Source organism: Pseudomonas sp. LBUM1653 (assembly GCF_059716115.1).
Window position 1 is genome coordinate 803,747 of the sequence record NZ_CP166803.1, and the last position, 18,652, is coordinate 822,398.

The window sequence follows — 18,652 nt, forward strand, 5'->3', positions numbered from 1 at the left end:
ATATCGCCATCGCGAGCAAGCTCGCTCCCACAGGATGCTCAAAGAACCTGTGGGAGCGAGCCTGCTCGCGAATGGATCTTTCATTCAGCGCTGACCCAGCGTCAGACGCGGAAGTGACTCACCATCATCTGCAACTGATTCCCCAGCCGCGCCAGTTCAACACTGGATTTAGCGGTCTCATCGCTGGCCGCAGCGGTCTGTTCCGACACGTCGCGCACGTTGATGATGCTGCGGCTGATCTCTTCGGCCACCGCGCTTTGCTGCTCGGCAGCGGCCGCGATCTGCTGGTTCATCGACTGGATGTTGGACACCGTGCGGGTGATGTTTTCCAGTGAGGCGCCGGCCTTGCGGGTCAGGGCTACGCTGCTGTCGGTCAGGGTGCGGCTGTTGTTCATCACGGACGCTACTTGCTGGGTGCCGTTCTGCAGGGCGGCCACCAGGCCTTCGATTTCCTCGGTGGATTTCTGCGTGCGTTGGGCCAGGCCCCGCACTTCGTCGGCCACCACGGCAAAACCGCGTCCGGCTTCACCGGCGCGTGCCGCTTCAATGGCGGCGTTGAGTGCCAGCAGGTTGGTCTGTTCGGCCACGGCCTTGATCACGTCCATGACACTGCCGATCTTGTCGCTTTCCTGTTGCAGCAGGCCCATGGCTTCGGTGGAGCGTGCCACCTCGCTGGCCAGGCGTTCGATCTGGGTGATGGCTTCACCGACCACTTTGTCCCCTTCGCGTGCTTCACCATCCGCCGCGGCGGCGGCCTGGGAGGCTTGTTCGGCATTGCGCGCGACTTCCTGCACAGTGGCGGTCATCTCGTGCATGGCGGTGGCGACCTGATCGGTCTCGACTTTCTGGCTGTTGACCCCGGCGCTGGTCTGCTCGGTCACGGCCGACAGTTCTTCGGCCGCGCTGGCGATCTGGGTGACGCCGTCGCGGATACCGCTGATCAGATCGCGCAGGGTCACGCCCATGCGCGCAATGCCTTGTTGCAACACACCCAGCTCATCGCGGCGCGTCACCTTGACGTCCTGGGACAGGTCGCCGCTGGCGATGCGATCGACCACGGCCAGGGTCTCGCGCAAGGGACCGGTGATCTGCCGGGTAATGATGACGGCGGCAATAATGCCCACCAACAACGCCAACAGGGTGCTGATCAGTTGCAGGGTACGCGCCTGGGCGCTTTCGGCGTCTCGACGGTCGAGCTGGATCTGATACAGCTGCTCGCTCAGGCTGACGATGGCCGCGCCCTCGTCGGTCATTTCCTTGCGCGCCTGCACGGCATCGATGTTCGCGGCTTTATAAGCCTGCAAGGCGCTGCGGTAGTTGCCCAGCGCGGTCTCCAGTTGGCGCAGTGCCTCGGGCTGGACGTTGGTGAAATGCACGTTGAGCTGTTTCAGGCTGGCAATGGCGGCGTCCAGTTGGGCGACGGCTTTTTGCTCGGTCTCGACATTGGTGGTCGCGGTGTAGCCACGCACTTCGTAGCGGGCCAGCAAGAATGCTTGTTTGGCGGCGGTGATGGCCTGGAACTGTTCGAAGCGCTGATCACTCGGTGGCAGTTGTTGCACGCGGCGGTTCAGATCGTCGATCAGCGTGCTGGCGGTTTCGGCGTTGGCGCCCATGACGTCGCGGGCGCTGTTGCCGGTGCGGTAGGCACCACGCATCTTGGCCAGGGACGTCTTGTAGGCGTCGATGACGGTGCCTTGCTCTTTAAGCAGCTTGAGGTTTTCCGGGCTCTTAAACTTCGCCAGCAAGGCTTGTTGCTGATCGGAAAAGGCCTGCAGCGTGGTCTGTACGTTCTGCGCGGTGGCTTCGTCGCCGTTGGTCAGCATGTACTGCAGGCGCACCACGCGCAGCTTGGTCAGGCCGGCGTTGAGCTGGGTGATATCGCTCATCCAGTTGCTGCGGTCAATCAGGCTGCCCAGGCTGGTCCAGCCGGTCAGGGCGAGGACGCAGGTCAGGGCCAGGACCAGGCCGAAGCCCAGGCCCAGTTTCAGGTTCACGCTGATGTTGCCGAACCAGCTATTCATCAAAATTCCTCCAGGAACGTGGTGTTTCTTGATCGTCGGTTGGCTGGAAGATTGTTGTTCTTAGGCGCCAGCAAGGTGGGTAGCAGGTCTGTATCGGCAGCAATCGCGAGAGCTGAAAGGATTTTGTCGGGCGGATGCTGTAACAAGTTTTTGCCACAGGCTTAAGCTTTTTTTCACATCGGTTTCACTGGCTGCCGACGCCCACCTCATTACCCTCGCGGCATCAAATGAAGGGCTGCATGCCGGCGAGGCGGCTTGATGTGGAACTGAGACTGAGTCTGTTCGGAATAAACCGCTCGCTCGACCTGAGCCGTTTTGCCCGTTATCGCAATGCGCTTGTGGTGCTGGGCTCGGCGCTGCTGGCGCTGCCCTTGACGGTATTGCTGCTAAGCCCTGCCGCCGTGCCGGACCTGGCCCATGGCAACGTTGAGGGCGCGCGGGCGCTAGTGGCGGGTTGGGCCAAGGGCGACATGATCGTGCTGGTGCGCCATGTGGAGCGTTGCGATCACTCCAGCGCCCCCTGCCTGAGTGGCAACGATGGCATTACCGATCGCTCGCGCAGCATTGCGGTGGCCGTCGGTGCGCAGTTCGAGCAGCTTGGGCTGGGGAAGGCCGACATCTACAACAGCCCGATGCTGCGTACGGCACAGACGAGCGGGTACATGTTCAACAAGGTCGGCGTTGGCGACGACTGGCTGATCAACTGCAAAGGCACGATGTTGCGCGACGCCCTGGCGCACAAGGTTGCCGGGCGCAACCTGATTCTGGTGACCCATAGCGAATGCATGGCGCAACTGCAAAAGGATCTCAAGTTGCCAACCTCGACCCTCGGCTACGGCGCCGCGCTCTTTGTCACCGCCCAAGCGCTGCAAGCGCCACGCATGCTCGGTTTCATCGAAGCCTCGGACTGGCACTCGGTGACCACCGAATGAATCCACACTGCGAATCAGGACACACGATGCTGACGGCTTCCCGCTCGCGTTTTTATTGGCTGAACTTTGGTATCCCTCTGGCCTGTGCGGTCGTGGTGTTCCTGATGTTCGACCTGACCCGGATCGACATCGCCTTCAACAATCTTTTTTATGACCCGGTGACGCAGACGTTCCCGCTGGACCATGTGCACCTGTTCGAAAAAATCACTCATAAATGGGCACGGATCATTCCGAACTGGACCGGCGAGATCGCCATCATCGGTGCCTTGCTGTCATTTCTCTGGCCGCGTTTGAAGGCGGAAAAACACGCGAAAATCATCGCCGTCCTGGAAAAGATCAAAGTCGCGCCGGTACTGCGCTTTGCCAGCAAACATCGTCGGGATTTCCTCTACGTGGTGTTTGCGTTTTCCATCAGTACCGGCGTCATCCACTACCTCAAGGGCCATACCAGTGTGTATTGCCCGGTCGAGACGACCCAGTACGGCGGGAAAATCGAACACAAGGAGTGGTACGAGAATTTCGATTTGCTCAAGGTCGCCGGTGACGGTCGCTGCTGGCCGGGCGGGCATGCCTCCGGTGGTTTCACCATGCTCGCGTTGTACTTTGTTGCACGCCGTTACCGCTGGCGTCATGCCAAAGCGCTTATGTACGGCTCCCTGGCCCTGGGGTTCGTGTATGGCACGACGCGGGTGGTGCAGGGCTGGCATTACATGTCCCACACCTTCTGGGCCGGGATCTTCGTGTGGCTGGCGTGTTTGCTGACGGCGCTGGCGTTTTACGGGCGAGCGCGGTTGGAGATGCCGGTTCTGCGCAAGGTTGAAGAACCGGCGTTGGTGGCTCAGCCTGCCCGACTTACTCCTGCGGATCGACAATATCCAGCGCCCGGTTCACAGCCAGCTCCGCCACCATGACGACCTGCGCAATCCCCAGCGCGGTGTTGCGCTGTGGGCCGTGAAGGTAAGTCGCGAAATCATTGAGCATGACGCTGGCTGAAGCCAATGATTCGCAGGCGTGGGCGAGGAGGCTTTCGGATTTGATGTCGGGGAGGATCGTGAAGAAGGGGCTGGGGCGATAGGGTTTGGTGGTTTCGAAGGGGGGACCGGGGGTTAACTTATCCAAGATGATTGACCTCTTGCGTGGGTGCCATTACTTGCCGTTCTCACACAGCAAAGAGGTGGCAGCTATGTGCGAGGTGAGAATCCGGTCATAGCCACCCGGTCAGACTAAGTCTGCCCGCACACAGCCGCCATTACGCATTTACAGGCAGCGGATAAGCTGTCGGCAATTATGCGGATACTGGCAGTGCATGGCTATTAATTACCGGGTTCTCACACCCGATCACTGAATGGTCAGTGACGACAAAAGATTAATAAGCCCCCTTCCGACCGACAACCTGAAAGACCTGTGGGATTTTTCCCTGCGATTTGCTCTGAGGTAGGACTTTTCGCAAGACAAAAAAAAGCCCGCGGGAGGGCGGGCAAACCGTAGTTTCTTGAATGAGCGAGGCAAATGTACAGCTAGTTGCCTGAACGCGGGGTGAAGAAAAGTTCATGTGTTGCCCGGGGGACGAAAGCGGAAAATGGCTCAATACTCCGTCACCTTCTGCCTGCGCAAAATCCACCCCGCCTCCCCAGGCATCAACCGGTACTGAATCTCGCGCATTTTTCCCGTCCGCCCCGCCGAGGCGTCCGCACCGTCATACAGCGCAAACCTGCGTACCAATGTGTTTTCCACCACGGCAAACTCGTCCTCGCCCCGATACCCCTCGGCGATCTTCGGGTCTTCGCTGACCGGTGGCAGATAGATCGCACTGAGGGATTTTTTACGGTTGGCGGCGTAGGCGACGAGTTCGCCGGGCAATCCGCGCCCTGGTGACCTGACGAAGACGTAGATTTCCGGTGAGCCATCCCGATCAAGGTCCGCGACCTCCGCCCGGGCAATGTCGCCAGCCAGCGGGTGAATCATGGCTGAATTATCTATTTGCAGCCCTTGGGGAGAGATACGCATTGCCCGGCTGCCATCCACCGACTCATCCGTCACATGAAAGACGATGCCCTGCAGTTCCAGCGTCTGATCGAAAGGCCGGCTGCCATTGCCGGCCTCTGCAATGCCGAGGTTCAGCGAGAGGCTGTAGTTCGCCACCTCGTTGCGCCGAGGGGCGACTTCGCTGGCGGCGTCTGCCAGCAGGGAAACCATCGCCGCCAGCAGGGCTAGAATCCGGCTATTCATGTTTTGCATTCCTGAATGCTTCTGTTCAGTGGAGGGTTGAGCCTCAAGCGAAGTCATCAGAATAGATCCGCTTGCCAGCTCGCACTGCTCACGATTTGCCAGTGACCTATTCTTTTGATTCTGGCCAACATCGAAAGGGGCAAGAGCCATGAACGATTTGCTGAAAAAAGTACTCGACGCACATGGCGGCCTGGAGCGCTGGAACAGGTTCACAACGCTCAACGCCACCATCGTCACGGGCGGGGAGTTATGGGCCATGAAGGGCGTTGTGCAAGACACGATGCCCCGCGAGATGACCGTCAGTCTGCACCAGCAAAGCGCCAGCGTGACGCCGTTCGGCAACCCACACTGGCGCACGGCATTCAGGGCCGACTACGTCGCCATCGAAACCACCGATGGCGAAATCGTGCGCGAGCGATCGAACCCGCGAGACTCATTCGCCGGGCACTGCATGGACACGCCCTGGGATCCGCTGCACCGTGCGTACTTCAGCGGGTACGCCATGTGGACTTACCTGACGACGCCGTTTTTCATGGCGCTGCCGGGTTTCAACGTCACTGAAATCGCGCCCTGGCAGGAAGGCCCCGAGGTCTGGCGCGGTCTGCGCGTCGAGTTCCCGGAACACATCGCCAGCCACAGCCTTTTCCAGGATTTTTACTTCGCAGACGACGGCCTGTTGCGTCGACATGACTATCACGTCGATGTGGCCGGCGGCTTTGCAGCCGCCCAATATGTCAGCGAGTACGTTGAAGCCCAGGGCTTTCGTTTTCCCTCCCGGCGTAGAGCCTACCTGCGGGGCGAGGATCGGAAGCCCGTGCGCGAGAGGGTGATGGTGTCGATTGACTTGAGCGACTTTCGATTGAGTTGAGAGGCAAAACGTGGAGTCTAGTCCTGAAATAGGGTTACACCTGTTTCACCCCAGCGCATCACCTTCTCAAGGTGGCCAGTGTGCTCGTCCAGTTGTTCATTGAGAACTACAAAACCCTGGTTCTCATAGAAATGGATACTAGGCGCATTCGCCGAATACACAGTCAGCTGTAGTGTTGACCTGGATGCCATGGCGTCCGCGAGAAGCTGCGTACCTATACTGTTCCCCTGATGTTCAGGCGATACGAACAGCGCCGCAAGTGTGTCTCCATATACAGAGCAGAATCCTACTACCGTCCCGTCTGCCTCAAACACTCTGGACATGGCGCCGGGTAGATAGACATCACGCATAGCGTCAAGCTGGCTACGCCAAAATGTGGGGGCTATGAAGTGATGCGCCTGGATGGACGCTCGTAGCCAAATGTCCAATACGGGCTCCAGGTCAACGTTTCGAAAGTCGCGGATCATGAGGCCTCAACGATTGAGCCAGGAAGGAAGAATTGTGCCATATCCTCAGCACGCTACTATCGACTGATTAAGCCTGGACCAGGTGTCCTACGCGCAACCAGCCAACGATCACCGCACCTGTATGGCATCGCCGGAAGTGGTTGAACAGGTTTGAGTCTTGCGTGTTATGCAACCCATTGGCAGTAACTCCGCCAACACTTGAGTAAGTGACTGTATGTATATTCCTGCCCAATGGTCCCAAACATTCAGTGGGGCGCTTATTGAACGACAAACTATCGGAGAGTCAGGGGCAGAGGTATCTCGCATCCAGCCGCTACCCACTTCGTCATCCAGGTAACACCAATCTCCACCTGTACCGCCAACCGACCTACTGTGGTCTGTCCTTGATGGTCGACAAGGGGCCATTTGTAGAAGAGTACCTATTTCGTCTCCTGCGTGTTATCGAGCTGGCACTGACCCAGTATCCGAGGGTCATGGCATTCCGGGTGGACCTAAACCTGCCGAAGGATGTCGATCTGTCCGACGACGCTGACACCAATAAGGTCATCAGCAGATTCATCGAGTCCTTCGGCTCCAAGATCGAATACCACCGCAGTCAGCTGCGTGAGCAAAAGAAGGACACTCGTAATTGCAGGGTCCGTTATGCCTGGGCAAGGGAAGTTGGAATGATGGGAAGGCCGCACTACCACCTGGTATTCCTTCTGAATCATGATGCTTATCACAGGCCGGGGCGGTTGCAATCTACGAGGCAAAATCTCGTTGCGCGCCTGCAGGAGGCTTGGGCCAGTGCTTTGCGGCTATCGGTCGATCAAGTCGGTGGGCTGGTGAATATCACTGACAATGCCACGTATCGAATCTACCGGGACGTCCCCGACGGCAGGATGGATGAGCTACCGGAGTTGTTTCGGCGGGCCAGCTACCTATGCAAGGAGGCTACGAAGTCCTACGGTGGTAATCATCATGGGTTCGGAAGCAGCAGGGGCTAATTGCCCGCGATACGGCTTTCAGGTTGAGATAGCCAGCTTGCGTAATCGTCGAGTAGGAAATAGGCGGTCAATACCTGCCTACCATTCGCTGAGGCTTGGAACTCCTCTGCAAGCAAGTAACGACTTAGCACAAGGCCTAGCATCTCTCCGGCAGATACACCCCGCTTGGCTGCACGCAGTACGATATCTCCGGAGACTGAAAGTGCGTCGCGCTTCGCCTTGTCGACAGCGATTTGAATCTCGTCGGATCCGAGCTGGAGATTCAACTCATCCAAGCGTCTACGAACCAACACGCTCAACAACCGAAGCTCCGAGGTCGAGCTAACAATCATATTGCGGCCATTAGTCGAGCCCCTACGGTAGCGCACCACCGTGATGTTGTTGTGCTGAAGCTGGCGCTTGTCGAGAAGCTCGTCGTAGGTGGCTACCCATTCGGCCAACTCGTGAGCGTCCTTGATTATTTCAGCCAGAGCTGGGCTTTGAAGGGAAATGCGGCGTGCAGGCAGGAATCGCTCCCCTGGCATAGCGTCCGTCTGCCGGCAAACTGCGGCGACAGCCGACACGTACGCCCAACCTGATGCCGTTTGCCATGGGCAAACTAGGAATGTGGTCGACTTCAGCTCGTTCTCACCTGACACGCTCCGGTAAGACCAGCGGGAAGGCGCATGATCCAAGTTCGGCCGATCGTTGGTCCACTGCACTGGGAGCCATTCTGTTTGGGCCTCGCGCGCGACCACGTCATGCAGGAAAGCCACATCGAAAGCCTTAAAACCCAGCGCACTCTCTCTTGGAGTCGCCGAGAGGGGCATTACAGAAATACGCAGCTTCGAGATGAAGTTTTCGCTGGTTTCGCTGACTACTGGCAGATCAGGATCATCACCAGCCTTGTTGACCAGCTCGCCATAGACTCGCCGCAGCTTTCCTTGATCTGAGTGGCGTACCGAAACGCTGCATTGGAGCTTGCCATCCTCTTGTATAGAGGAGAGCTCGCGCACTGTGGCCAGCGGCAACTCAGCTGCATCTGCGTTATAAAGCACGACGCTAAGGTTGCTTGCCTCGTGGGGCTGCAGCCCAACATAACGCTCCAAAAGCTCGCGCGCCTGTTTGGCTGCAGCCGTTGGATCGACATCGGTCATGGCTTCCTCAGCGCCACGCGTCGGTGACTCCAAAAGACTATAACCGTTAACCGTGCTGCTCTCCGAGACAAGCGTCAAAGCGCCGCCCCGATTGAGAACCGCAATCTCTGGATAGAACGGATGAGCGATCTCGTCGGTAAGTTCCCGCATAAAAATCTCGCGGTCACCATAGAGAATGCTAGCGCTGGAGAGCAAGTGTGTAGCGAAACCGGCAACGCGTCGCGTCTTTACCGCAAGAGCCTTCATTCGTTCTGGATGCCAAGGCGGGATGATAACTGCTGGGTTTTCGCCGGCAACACGCACCGTCCCGACCGATAGTATTTCAGCGACCAGTCGCGAGCGACACACATCACCACGAGCATTTACCATCAAGGTGTTCAACAGTTCGGCGTAAGACTCCGCTTGACGCATAACGGCATCGCCATGTAGCCCAGTCGTGACGAAGTCCTCCATCGCCTTGATGTAATCCTCCTCGAACTTATCCCACGATGCCTTTACCTCGCTCTGCTGATGAACCGTCAGCCTACCCTGCTCGGCGAGCTCTTTGATCCGGGTCTTAATCACATGGCGCAGGCTTTGGAGCTTGCTGGCCGAAGAAACCAGCGACCCCGCATCCCCATAGATAGGATCGATCGCGACCAAACGCTCGAAGTCGGCTTGCAGCCGCAAATCGTCCTTCCCATAAACCAGCAACCCATCAGCAGCATTGGTGGACTCATCGCCCACGCCAAAGCTGGACATCGCCTTGAAGATGGGGCGGTCAGAGGTCCTTCGCTTAAGGAGATTGGCTCCGAAGGCGTTGGCATAGACACTAGCCGCCCCAAGAGTGCCTCCTTCCTGAATCTTCGCGACATCGGCACAGGTCAGCAGGTTGTCCTTGGCCTGCTTGGCATCGGAGCAACCGAGGATCATATTTGAACAAAGCGCAAGTAAGTCGCGTATAGGTAGATGCAGCCCATTGTGCCTGGCGATTTCAACCAAATCGCCCAAGCGACGAGAGAGCTGTCCACCATCCGCCTCACCCAAAAGCCTGCGGCGATTCTCGTCGATGGGACAAACTTTACCGTTGGCCTGAAGTGCACAGCGTTTGCAGTTGTCCCACTCGGGATGCCCCGCCACAGCCATAGCCACCTCATCTAACGTTTTGCGGCTAGTCGGCCGACGGTCTCTGATTTGAAGAGTACGGGGCTTTCCTGGATCGCCCAGTTCATGCCGGCTTCGCGTTGCCAGACTTCGATGGGCTGTTTCTGAGTGAGTTGATTACCTAGGCCATGCCACGGTACAGCGCCAGCGTAGGCCATAGTTTCGACGAGATGAGCCATGGTTGAGATTCCTTTGGGTGCAGGCCGGCATTAAGCGCCGCGCCCAGCGCAGCACCGTCCGGACGATATGGATAAAAAAGGTGTGGTCTTGCCAGATCAAGCCGGCAGGTTAAAACGGTGACCGCAGAGCAAGCAGAGGTTGTGGGCCAGGACGTGGCGATCGAGCGACTCACCCAGTTGGGCGCCGAGAGCGCAGCCGCCGACACCGCCGGCCAGTCCGCCGAGGATGGCACCTGACACTGAGCCGAGAGTTATGCCGACGGGCCCGGCAATAGCGCCGATTAGCGCACCAGCCTGACCACCTGCTAGAGCTGCGCTGACGCCACGCGCGGCACCACCTACTGTGCCGATGGCCGCGCCGACTTTCATAGCGTGATGGAAAGAAGCAACTTTTGGGGAGTGACAGCGAGGACACTGCAATGACATGGGATGAACCCTCCTGGTAACCGTCCGGCCAACACACCTTCCTGACACCGTCGCTTGAGGCGATGGTGTCCACCTAAATTTAAGTGGACACCATTTTTAGCCTTTTAAGCGGACGCCCATGCCACCAGAACGCCGTTCCTATTCCAAGTCCTTCAAGGCCCAGGTCATTGCTGAGTGCGCCCAGCCTGACACCTCAATTGCCAATGTCGCATTGATACACAACCTCAATGCCAACCTTGTCCATAAATGGATTCGGGGGCATGCGCAGAAAAACCTGGCACTGCAAACTGCCTTTATTCCGGTCAAGGCATTGTCGTCGGCAGCGGCACCTCAAGTTCTTCCGTCCACGATCCGAATCGAAGTGCCTCATTCAAAAGGCGTAGTCGTTGTGAGTTGGCCGGCAGAAAATGCAGCGGCGTGTTCCGCTTTCCTGCGAGACCTGCTGCGATGATCCGCATCGACTCCATCTGGCTCGCCACCGAGCCCATGGACATGCGTGCCGGTACTGAAACCGCGCTGGCGCGGGTCGTGGCGGTGTTCGGTGCGGCGAAGCCGCACTGTGCTTATCTGTTCGCCAACCTTCGCGCCAATCGCATGAAAGTGCTGGTGCATGACGGCGTGGGGATTTGGCTTGCCGCCCGGCGTTTGAATCAAGGACGCTTCTTCTGGCCGGGTGCGCGGCACGGCTCCGAAGTTGAGTTGGATGCCGAGCAACTTCAGGCCCTGGTGCTCGGTTTGCCTTGGCAGCGCGTCGGTGCAGGCGGAATCATCTCGATGCTTTAACACCTGCCATGGCGCGCTTGCCAGCGCAATTGGCTCATCAGTCTATCGTCGCCACCAGCCCTCTCTGGCAAAATCGGCGGCATGACTTCGCATCCAAATCTCGATCAATTAAACCCTGAACAACTGCGTGCCTTGGCGGCGCAGTTGATCCAGCGCGTCGAGACAATGGACAAGCAAATCACCCATCACAAATCGGTCAACGAGAAGCTGGCCCACGAGATCGCGCTGCTCAAGCGCTTCAAGTTTGCCAAGCGCAGCGAGCAGCTAAGTCCGGATCAGGCCAGCTTGCTCGACGATTTGATCGACACCGATATCGCCGCTATCGAAGCGGAGCTTGAGGCGCTGCAGCCGGCAGCTGTCGAAGCCAAAGTGCGCCAGCAACCCAAGCGCGCACCGCTGCCAGCGCAATTTCCACGCACGCTGATCCATCACGAGCCGGACAACAGCCACTGCCAATGCGGCTGCGCCCTCAAACGCATCGGTGAAGATGCCAGCGAAAAGCTCGACTACACACCGGGCGTGTTCACCGTCGAGCGCCACATCCGTGGGAAATGGGTCTGTGAACAATGCGAAACGCTGATCCAGGCGCCGGTACCGGCGCACGTCATCGACAAGGGTATCCCGACAGCGGGACTGCTGGCCCACGTCATGGTGGCCAAGTTCGCCGACCATCTGCCGCTGTATCGCCAAGAGAAAATCTTCGGCCGTGCCGGATTGCCCATCGCTCGTTCGACCTTGGCGCAATGGGTAGGCAACTGCGGCGTGCAACTCCAACCGCTAGCGATGCGCTGCGCGAAGCCGTGCTGACGCACGGCGTCGTCCACGCCGACGAAACTCCGGTACAGATGCTGACGCCTGGCGCGAAGAAAACTCATCGCGCTTACGTCTGGGCCTATGCCACCAGCCAGTTCTCTGAACTTGCGGCGGTGGTTTATGACTTCAGTCCGAGCCGTGCTGGCGAGCACGCCCGAGCCTTCCTTGGCCACTGGAACGGCAAGCTGGTCTGCGACGACTTCGCAGGCTACAAGGCGGGCTTTGAACTGGGCGTCACGGAGATCGGCTGTATGGCTCATGCACGCCGCAAGTTCTTCGATCTGCACGCGACCAACAAGAGCCAGATCGCCGAAAAAGCGCTGCACTACATAGCGGCCTTGTACGAAGTTGAACGAGAGGCACGCGAGCTGGAACCGGGTATCCGGCAGCGAATACGGCAAGACAAAGCAGCGCCGATCATCGATGCACTTCATACCTGGATGATCGCCCAGAGGCAGCTTGTGCCTGAGGGATCGGCCATCGCCAAAGCGTTGGATTACAGCCTCAAACGCTGGATAGCGCTGACGCGCTATCTCGATGACGGTGCGGTGCCCATCGATAACAACTGGTGCGAGAATCAAATTCGGCCGTGGGCTCTTGGGCGCTCGAACTGGCTGTTCGCGGGTTCGCTACGCAGCGGTAAACGTGCGGCGGCGATCATGAGTTTGATCCAGTCGGCGCGGCTCAACGGGCACGATCCGTATGCTTACTTGAAGGATGTTCTTACACGCCTGCCGACGCAGCGGGCGAGTGAGATTGCCGAACTGTTGCCGCATAAGTGGGCGCCTGCTTAACCACGCAAGGTGTGTTGGGCGGACGCTTACGTTGAAGTGCTTTCGCCAGTCGATCTAGGGATGCTGGAGGGCCACATTCCTGCACTTCAGCTCCTAGGCTACGACACCTCCAACCGTATAAACTGAAGAATTAATGACGTGATTCGCAGAGTCGTGTGGTGTTAATCGGAATGTAGTGACGATTTTCGGTGCCTCGGAGTGCCAAGCGTTCAGTCGGTCGTCACAGGGACGTCGGCTACAACTAGAACCAAGATCATAGGGAAATCCATGTCATCATTGCTGGGTCAGAGTAACGACGCTATCTACTTTCCGCTGGATCAGGGTGAGCGAGCAAGCCACCTGAAAGTGAACCAGTTACTGCCCAGAGTGGTTTACGAGAAGTTGGCGGAGATGCTGTGCGAATCGTTACCCGCCAAAGGTGTCGATGATGGTGAGCGCTTCGACCGCGACCGCGGTCACATGACGATTTTTTTGGATGGTGATCGTGGCACCGGCAAGACGACGGTTATCGTCAACCTATCCGAGTATTTGAAGGCAGAGGGAGTGCAAGAACGCTATGCCGAGCTGGCCGAGGCAGTGCACATTCTCAAGCCCATCGACCCGTCACAGCTTGAGGATGGGGACGACTTGTTCTTAAACGTGATCGTGGCGGCTGTCCTCGGCGATAAGCAAGTAAAGGAGCAACGTAATAAGGCCCCCGAACTGTGGCAAGCGTTGCATGACAGTCTTCAAGCGCTCGGAAGCGCGCTGGAGGGCAAGGAGACTCAACGCGACGGCGTCGGCCTTGACCGGTTGCGAGCGTTCATGGGGACGCAGGCGCTGGCAGGCGCCGTTCACGATTTCTTCGAGAAGGCAGCCCAGCTACTTGGTAAACGCCTGCTGGTACTTCCGATCGATGATGTCGATACGACGCTGCATCGCGCGTTTGAGAACCTAGAGGTTGTACGTCGCTATCTCGCCAGCCCGGTACTGCTTCCCATCGTCTGCGGAGATCTGAGCCTCTATCACGAGGTTACTTGGCGGGATGCGTTCCGAAGGCTGACGGTGGATGTCGCTCACTATTACGAGCAGGCCAAGCCGGTAGCAGAAGGGTTGGCGCATGAGTACTTGCGTAAGATCCTGCCGTTGCATAGGCGGTTGCAGATGCCTGAGGTGGGGGCATTCTTGAGCAATGACAATGTCTTCCTCGGTGTTGAGAATCGCTCCGAAGGGGGGAAGCCTCGCCTTGCGTTGCCCGAACTGGATGCCTGGCTGAGGGCTCTGTTGGCGGGTCCTGTCAACGACCACGAGAACAGTCGGCTCCGCATCCCCATTCCTACGGTGCGTGCCCTATCGCAGTTACTGTCTCGGGTACGGTCCGGTATCCCGGCCCTTGAGGAAGCATATTTCAACGAGACAGCTCCGCTGCCGCAGACAGATCTCATGCGGCGAATTTCGTATCGGCGCCGTGGCGAAGCGCCCGCACGCCACAGTCATGGCGCGTCTGAGTTGCCGGTTCCTGCGACGGCTGAGAGTCGTTTGTCACTTGAGCAATGGCAATCGGCACTGCTGGATCACTTCATGTTTGAGCCTACTGCTGGCGCGGTATGCCTAGTGCTATTAGCTGTGCAGCATTGGCGTGGAATGAAAGCAGGATCCGTACTTGATACACCTTTGTTCCAACCGCTGCGGCAGATCAGCCGTCCTGAACTGAGATACATCGAGACACGAGCACAGCTCAACTGGCGGAAGGATCTGGCCGGTCGGCTCCCCGAATCCTGGGTAGATACTCTGAGTGAGCAGGCCATTCTTCCGTTTTCGACCCCGGAGATCGGCCGAGCCGTAGTGCGTACAAATTGGGATGTCAACGTCGAGCGAGAAGGCGACCCCCAATTCTCTAACAGAGCTCGGGTCTTGATCGAGCTGATTACGCACCACAATTTCTATAGCCCGAGCAAGCGCGCAACATTGATCTGCAGCGGCCGCGTACTTGAGCTTGTCGCCACAAGTCTTGTACGGGATGTCTCGGCCCTCGACATCGAACGAATCCTAATGAATGCACCATTTCATAGCGCCGTGGGTATTGCAGCAACCAAGACGGTCTATTTCTCCAGCGATGAATCCGAGGAGGCTGAATTTGAAGGAGATGAGGAATCCTCGATGGCGTTCAGTTCGGATGATCCCGATGCAGGCGACGATAGAGACCGTGCGATTGAAAATATGGTCGTGCGAATCAACGCTTGGCGCAATAGCGTCAACGCCGAGCGCCTGCCACTTTCACCATGGCTGGTGTACTGCGCCCTTAACAAAACTCTCAATCAAGTACCTCTATTCACGCGACCCCTGAGTGTGGGCGAGCAGCCGAGGAGCGAGGCACTCAGCAACGTTTTCGCGTCCGGGCTGTCTGCGTTCAATTCGTTCTGGGCCGCACTAGGGAGTTTCGAAAAAGGGCCACTTTTTGATCTCGGCTCTGTGATCTCCAACGTGAATCTGTTGAAGCGCAGCGGTGATTTCATGCGCAACGAACTATATACCCAGAACGTGAAGCCGCTGGTCGAACGGGCCATTGAACATGGAACGATTCAGGGTGAGCAAGTGATCTCGGCTACATGGGTCCTTGAAAAACACCCGTTGCGATTGGACTTTCAGGGGCTCCTCGATTTTGCGATAGCATTGGAGGAAGCGACCGTGGAGAGACCGAAAGTAGTTGATGGTCGTGCCTACCTGTTGAAGTTGCTAGGGCTCTCAACGAGCGTGAGTCGCATAACCACTGCATCGATAAAAAAGGCACTGTTACGGAATGCTCCTAAGGGCGTCTCCTCTAAGCGTTTTGGAGAGTCTGTACTGTCGCAAGTGTCACGCCGTTATCCAGGCCTCGTCCAATTGGATACCTTGCGTCGAGCTGTCAATGATATGGAAGATAAGAAGCCAGGCTCCGGTGAATCCTAATGCTCGTTCGCTCTGTCCCTGAGCGCGCATTGGGCGCGCTGCTTGGTGGTGAGTCAGCTGCCGGCGTGCTCTACAAGCATTTGGTTGAACTGTCGAAGGCAGTCGCTGCTCCATCCAACGCTGCTGAAAGCACTACTGAGGACGTGGCGACGCCTCAGTCGAAGATAACCTCTCCGGCTAATTTGGCGCTCAATCTACGTCCCCTGCGCAAAGAACTGCGTGACGCAATTCAGACCGAAATTGATGAGCGTACTGGCCGCAGTTATCGTTTGAACGAATCCGAACTGGGGGCTAGCCGCCTTTGCGATGCAACCTTCCTCACGACTCCGGAGATCCCAGCGCTCGATGACATGATCAAGGCTTTTATAGTTTGCAAAGACGGCAACCTATATTTTGCAGACATACATGTACAGCGCTATGCCGAAGTGTTATCGGAGCAGGATCCGACGCTTCTCGTCGCTTGGCACTTGGTGAGGAAAACTGCAACAAAAGGACAGGGCAAGCGATCAACCCTCCACCAGTCTGTCGGCAGACTCACGACAATGTTCGTAGGACCGCGTTTCTTATCGCTTCCGTTCGCCGAGAACCATGTGCACCTCAATGGCATCACCGGAGAGGATCTAGTGCTCGCGCAGCTTGTCCTCGGACATAACTGGCTATCGACTAGCGGGGAGCAGTCTCAGCTGGAAAAAAACCAGCTCCACCGAATTTGCCGGATTCGCCGTATCCTCGTGGCGCTATCCGGAATTTGGGGGGGGGACGACGCTAACGAGGCTTCGGTGCCTAACGATCGGACAGTCGATCTGCTCAATGCTTGCTGGGACGATGCCGAACTGGCTGGGTCTTATCAAACGATAAATTGGGAATTCATGGTGCGTGGGATCGTCGTTGAGGATGAGGGGCGCGCTGAAGCCGAGCATGGTGGCTTCCTAGCCGCAGACGAAGACAACCGGCAGGTTACAAGCAAGTGGCTTTTGCAACGATTGGCTGATGCCTGTTGCAAACATGAACTTCAGCGCGCTTGGACCTGGCTATTCATCCTGTTGTGGCGCACCTATCGCGCAAAAACGATTAAGCCCGAGATCCGGGCGATCGTCCTATTGGTAGTCGCCGACATGATGGTGCTCCGACGGCAGATGGTAATGGACGGTAGCGGCTTGCGGCGATTCACCACCCGTTTCTTTCACTCGCAGTTGCGCAAAGAGGCCGCCTCTCACCGGAGATGGCATGAAACATCGATGCGGGAGACGGCACGACGCCTCTTCGTTAGGTCGGGCGACAGGGCCGAGATCAAGATCTGCTCGAGCAGCCTAAAGTCTCGCGATGTTGCCGCCGCCTTCGCTTATGCTGCCAATGCGCATATGCAGACGCTTGCTCGAACGGATAGGCTTCAGTCACCTGAAATGGGACCTTTACATTCGCGCCGTCATTGGCACTTCTGCGTTCACTTCAACCGCTTGGCAAAGTCTTCGCGAGTCGAGCTTTGGAAGCAGGCAAAGGCGCTGCGCGATGTATTGTATTCGGTGGAACGATGGGATCTAGCGCTACCGTTTGGCGATTCTTTAGGTGTCGGGTCGGAGCACCTCGTATATCCCGCGGAATTGATCCGCGGTCTAGACGTCGTCGGAGATGAGACTCGTACCTCAATTGAAATGTTCTCGCCAATGCTGCGTTGGCTCAGAGCTTCCACTGCGAAGCTTGACCCTCTAAACGAATCTATTGGATTGGTTGTGCCAGTTCCGAAGATAAGTCTCAATATTCACGCAGGAGAGGATTATGCACATCCGCTGTCAGGCTTGCGCTGTGTCGACGAGACTGTCATGTTCTGCGAAATGCGCGCAGGCGACCGACTTGGCCATGCACTAGCCCTAGGTATTCCTCCGGACGAATGGCTTCAAAGGCATGGCGAGGTTATTTTGTCGGTTGACGAACATTTCGACAATCTCATCTGGGCCTGGGCTAAAGCGGTGGAACTAAGCCACCTACTAGAGGCACAAAAAGTTCGGTCAAGGCTCGAAACACGAATTGCGCGCGTGCTGCCTCAGGTGTCGTGGTATCCCTGGGTGAAGGGCTCTCCTACGCCAACTGCTTTGGAATTTGAGCGCTTTTATGATGCCTGGAAACTGCGAAAAAACTGCGCATATATGGCTGCGCAGGAAGCCCATACAGGAGTCAGCGATTCGAGGCTGGATGTTGGGGTGCCGAATCAGTCACGGATCCGTGAGCACTTCAAACATCCTTCGATCCACACTCCGGAAGGCCTTTTTGTCATACGTGCTCGGCTCGAAATTGCTTCGCCCACTCCGAATGACAAGCCTATCCGCCATGTGCGCCTGACCGTGCCGCGCCATGGTCATGTCACACGCCGACTCCAGCAGCAAGAATCGCGCGACACGGAGACGTTGGAATCGGGCGAGTTTCTTTACGATCACGACGATCTCCATGATCTTCGCTTCATGCTGGCCCTACAGGACGCTTGTATCGAACGCTATTCACGTCTCGGGCTGTCGATCGAGACCAATCCCAGTTCCAACGTCTATATAGGTCAGTTGCAAACGCATAGCGACCACCCGATCTATCGCTGGAACCCCCTAAACCATGCAGCTTTGGAGGCTGGCGGCATGTTTAATCAATTTAATCTCCGCACGCAGCCTATAGCCGTCACGATCAATACCGACGACCCAGGCATGATCCCGACCACACTTAGAATGGAGTTTCACCTGATGCATGAGGCCGCGATTGACCGCGGGCATTCCGAAAGCGAGGCCGACAATTGGATTGAGCAACTGCGCCAGCTTGGTATGAAGCACTTCGAAGATGCGCATTAACCGATTCGGGCTGGGGCGAGAATCGCTCGTGCCGTAGCGGGGCTCGCTCCAAAAAATAGCCGGCCAACTTCAGTCCGCGCGTCATGGCCGGGTCCAGTAATGAGAGGGTGCTAGAAGGA

14 protein-coding genes and 3 pseudogenes are annotated in these 18,652 nt (G+C 57.4%); 9 read left to right on the plus strand and 8 right to left on the minus strand.

Features of this window, described 5'->3' with window-relative positions:
* Positions 1-101: 101 nt before the first annotated feature.
* Both ACA054_RS03560 and ACA054_RS03565 read right to left on the minus strand, forming a co-directional pair.
* A complete protein-coding gene (locus ACA054_RS03560; protein WP_497690239.1) occupies positions 102-965 on the minus strand; it encodes a methyl-accepting chemotaxis protein in 864 nt (287 codons plus the stop codon).
* Positions 960-2,021, minus strand: a pseudogene (locus tag ACA054_RS03565) (methyl-accepting chemotaxis protein); the annotation flags it as partial. The pseudogene ACA054_RS03565 and the gene ACA054_RS03560, both read right to left, overlap by 6 nt.
* A gap of 260 nt (positions 2,022-2,281) precedes the next feature.
* Between ACA054_RS03565 and pmrG the strand changes: the two are divergent.
* Entirely contained in the window at positions 2,282-2,953 is a 672-nt protein-coding gene (pmrG, locus tag ACA054_RS03570; protein ID WP_497688219.1) for a lipopolysaccharide core heptose(II)-phosphate phosphatase PmrG, read from the plus strand.
* Between the two features lie 26 nt (positions 2,954-2,979).
* The gene (locus ACA054_RS03575) at positions 2,980-3,864 is read left to right on the plus strand and encodes a phosphatase PAP2 family protein (RefSeq protein ID WP_497688220.1); all 885 of its coding nucleotides are present in this window, start codon (positions 2,980-2,982) and stop codon (positions 3,862-3,864) included.
* Here ACA054_RS03575 and ACA054_RS03580 read toward each other — a convergent pair.
* Positions 3,806-4,072, minus strand: a complete 267-nt coding sequence (locus ACA054_RS03580) for a DUF6124 family protein (protein ID WP_497688221.1) — start codon at positions 4,070-4,072, stop codon at positions 3,806-3,808. The two genes, ACA054_RS03575 and ACA054_RS03580, sit on opposite strands and share 59 nt — an antisense overlap.
* A 465-nt stretch (positions 4,073-4,537) precedes the next feature.
* On the minus strand, positions 4,538-5,182 hold the full coding sequence (locus tag ACA054_RS03585) for a hypothetical protein (protein WP_497688222.1): 645 nt from the start codon (positions 5,180-5,182) through the stop codon (positions 4,538-4,540).
* A gap of 148 nt (positions 5,183-5,330) precedes the next feature.
* On the opposite strand from ACA054_RS03585, the gene ACA054_RS03590 reads away from it, so the two are divergent.
* Positions 5,331-6,050, plus strand: a complete 720-nt coding sequence (locus tag ACA054_RS03590) for a hypothetical protein (RefSeq protein WP_497688223.1) — start codon at positions 5,331-5,333, stop codon at positions 6,048-6,050.
* Between the two features lie 17 nt (positions 6,051-6,067).
* On the opposite strand, the gene ACA054_RS03595 is transcribed toward ACA054_RS03590, so the two are convergent.
* Complete coding sequence (locus ACA054_RS03595) at positions 6,068-6,517, minus strand: GNAT family N-acetyltransferase (RefSeq protein WP_497688224.1); 450 nt, start codon at positions 6,515-6,517, stop codon at positions 6,068-6,070.
* A 260-nt stretch (positions 6,518-6,777) separates the two neighbouring features.
* Here ACA054_RS03595 and ACA054_RS03600 point away from each other — a divergent pair, with 260 nt between their 5' ends.
* Positions 6,778-7,503 (plus strand): inovirus Gp2 family protein, encoded by a 726-nt coding sequence (locus ACA054_RS03600; protein ID WP_497688225.1) that lies wholly within the window; start codon positions 6,778-6,780, stop codon positions 7,501-7,503.
* Here ACA054_RS03600 and ACA054_RS03605 read toward each other — a convergent pair.
* The 3 genes and pseudogenes from ACA054_RS03605 to ACA054_RS03615 form a co-directional block, all read right to left on the minus strand.
* Complete coding sequence (locus ACA054_RS03605) at positions 7,500-9,764, minus strand: hypothetical protein (RefSeq protein WP_497688226.1); 2,265 nt, start codon at positions 9,762-9,764, stop codon at positions 7,500-7,502. The two genes, ACA054_RS03600 and ACA054_RS03605, sit on opposite strands and share 4 nt — an antisense overlap.
* Positions 9,765-9,784: 20 nt before the next feature.
* Positions 9,785-9,961: pseudogene (locus tag ACA054_RS03610) on the minus strand (DUF932 domain-containing protein); the annotation flags it as partial.
* Positions 9,962-10,057: 96 nt separating this feature from the next.
* Complete coding sequence (locus tag ACA054_RS03615; RefSeq protein WP_225739969.1) at positions 10,058-10,330, minus strand: hypothetical protein; 273 nt, start codon at positions 10,328-10,330, stop codon at positions 10,058-10,060.
* 175 nt (positions 10,331-10,505) lie between these two features.
* On the opposite strand from ACA054_RS03615, the gene tnpA reads away from it, so the two are divergent.
* From tnpA to rdrB, 5 genes and pseudogenes are all read left to right on the plus strand, one after another.
* The gene (gene tnpA / locus ACA054_RS03620) at positions 10,506-10,838 is read left to right on the plus strand and encodes an IS66-like element accessory protein TnpA (protein WP_497688227.1); all 333 of its coding nucleotides are present in this window, start codon (positions 10,506-10,508) and stop codon (positions 10,836-10,838) included.
* Positions 10,835-11,170, plus strand: coding sequence for an IS66 family insertion sequence element accessory protein TnpB (gene tnpB / locus ACA054_RS03625; RefSeq protein WP_497688228.1), 336 nt, complete (start codon positions 10,835-10,837; stop codon positions 11,168-11,170). Before tnpA ends, tnpB begins: the two co-directional genes overlap by 4 nt.
* Before the next feature lie 165 nt (positions 11,171-11,335).
* A pseudogene (gene tnpC / locus ACA054_RS03630) lies at positions 11,336-12,777 on the plus strand (IS66 family transposase).
* Positions 12,778-13,044: 267 nt separating this feature from the next.
* On the plus strand, positions 13,045-15,705 hold the full coding sequence (gene rdrA / locus ACA054_RS03635; RefSeq protein WP_497688229.1) for an antiviral RADAR system adenosine triphosphatase RdrA: 2,661 nt from the start codon (positions 13,045-13,047) through the stop codon (positions 15,703-15,705).
* On the plus strand, positions 15,705-18,533 hold the full coding sequence (gene rdrB / locus ACA054_RS03640) for an antiviral RADAR system adenosine deaminase RdrB (RefSeq protein ID WP_497688230.1): 2,829 nt from the start codon (positions 15,705-15,707) through the stop codon (positions 18,531-18,533). The genes rdrA and rdrB overlap by 1 nt, the downstream gene beginning before the upstream one ends.
* The last annotated feature ends 119 nt before the right edge of the window (positions 18,534-18,652 follow it).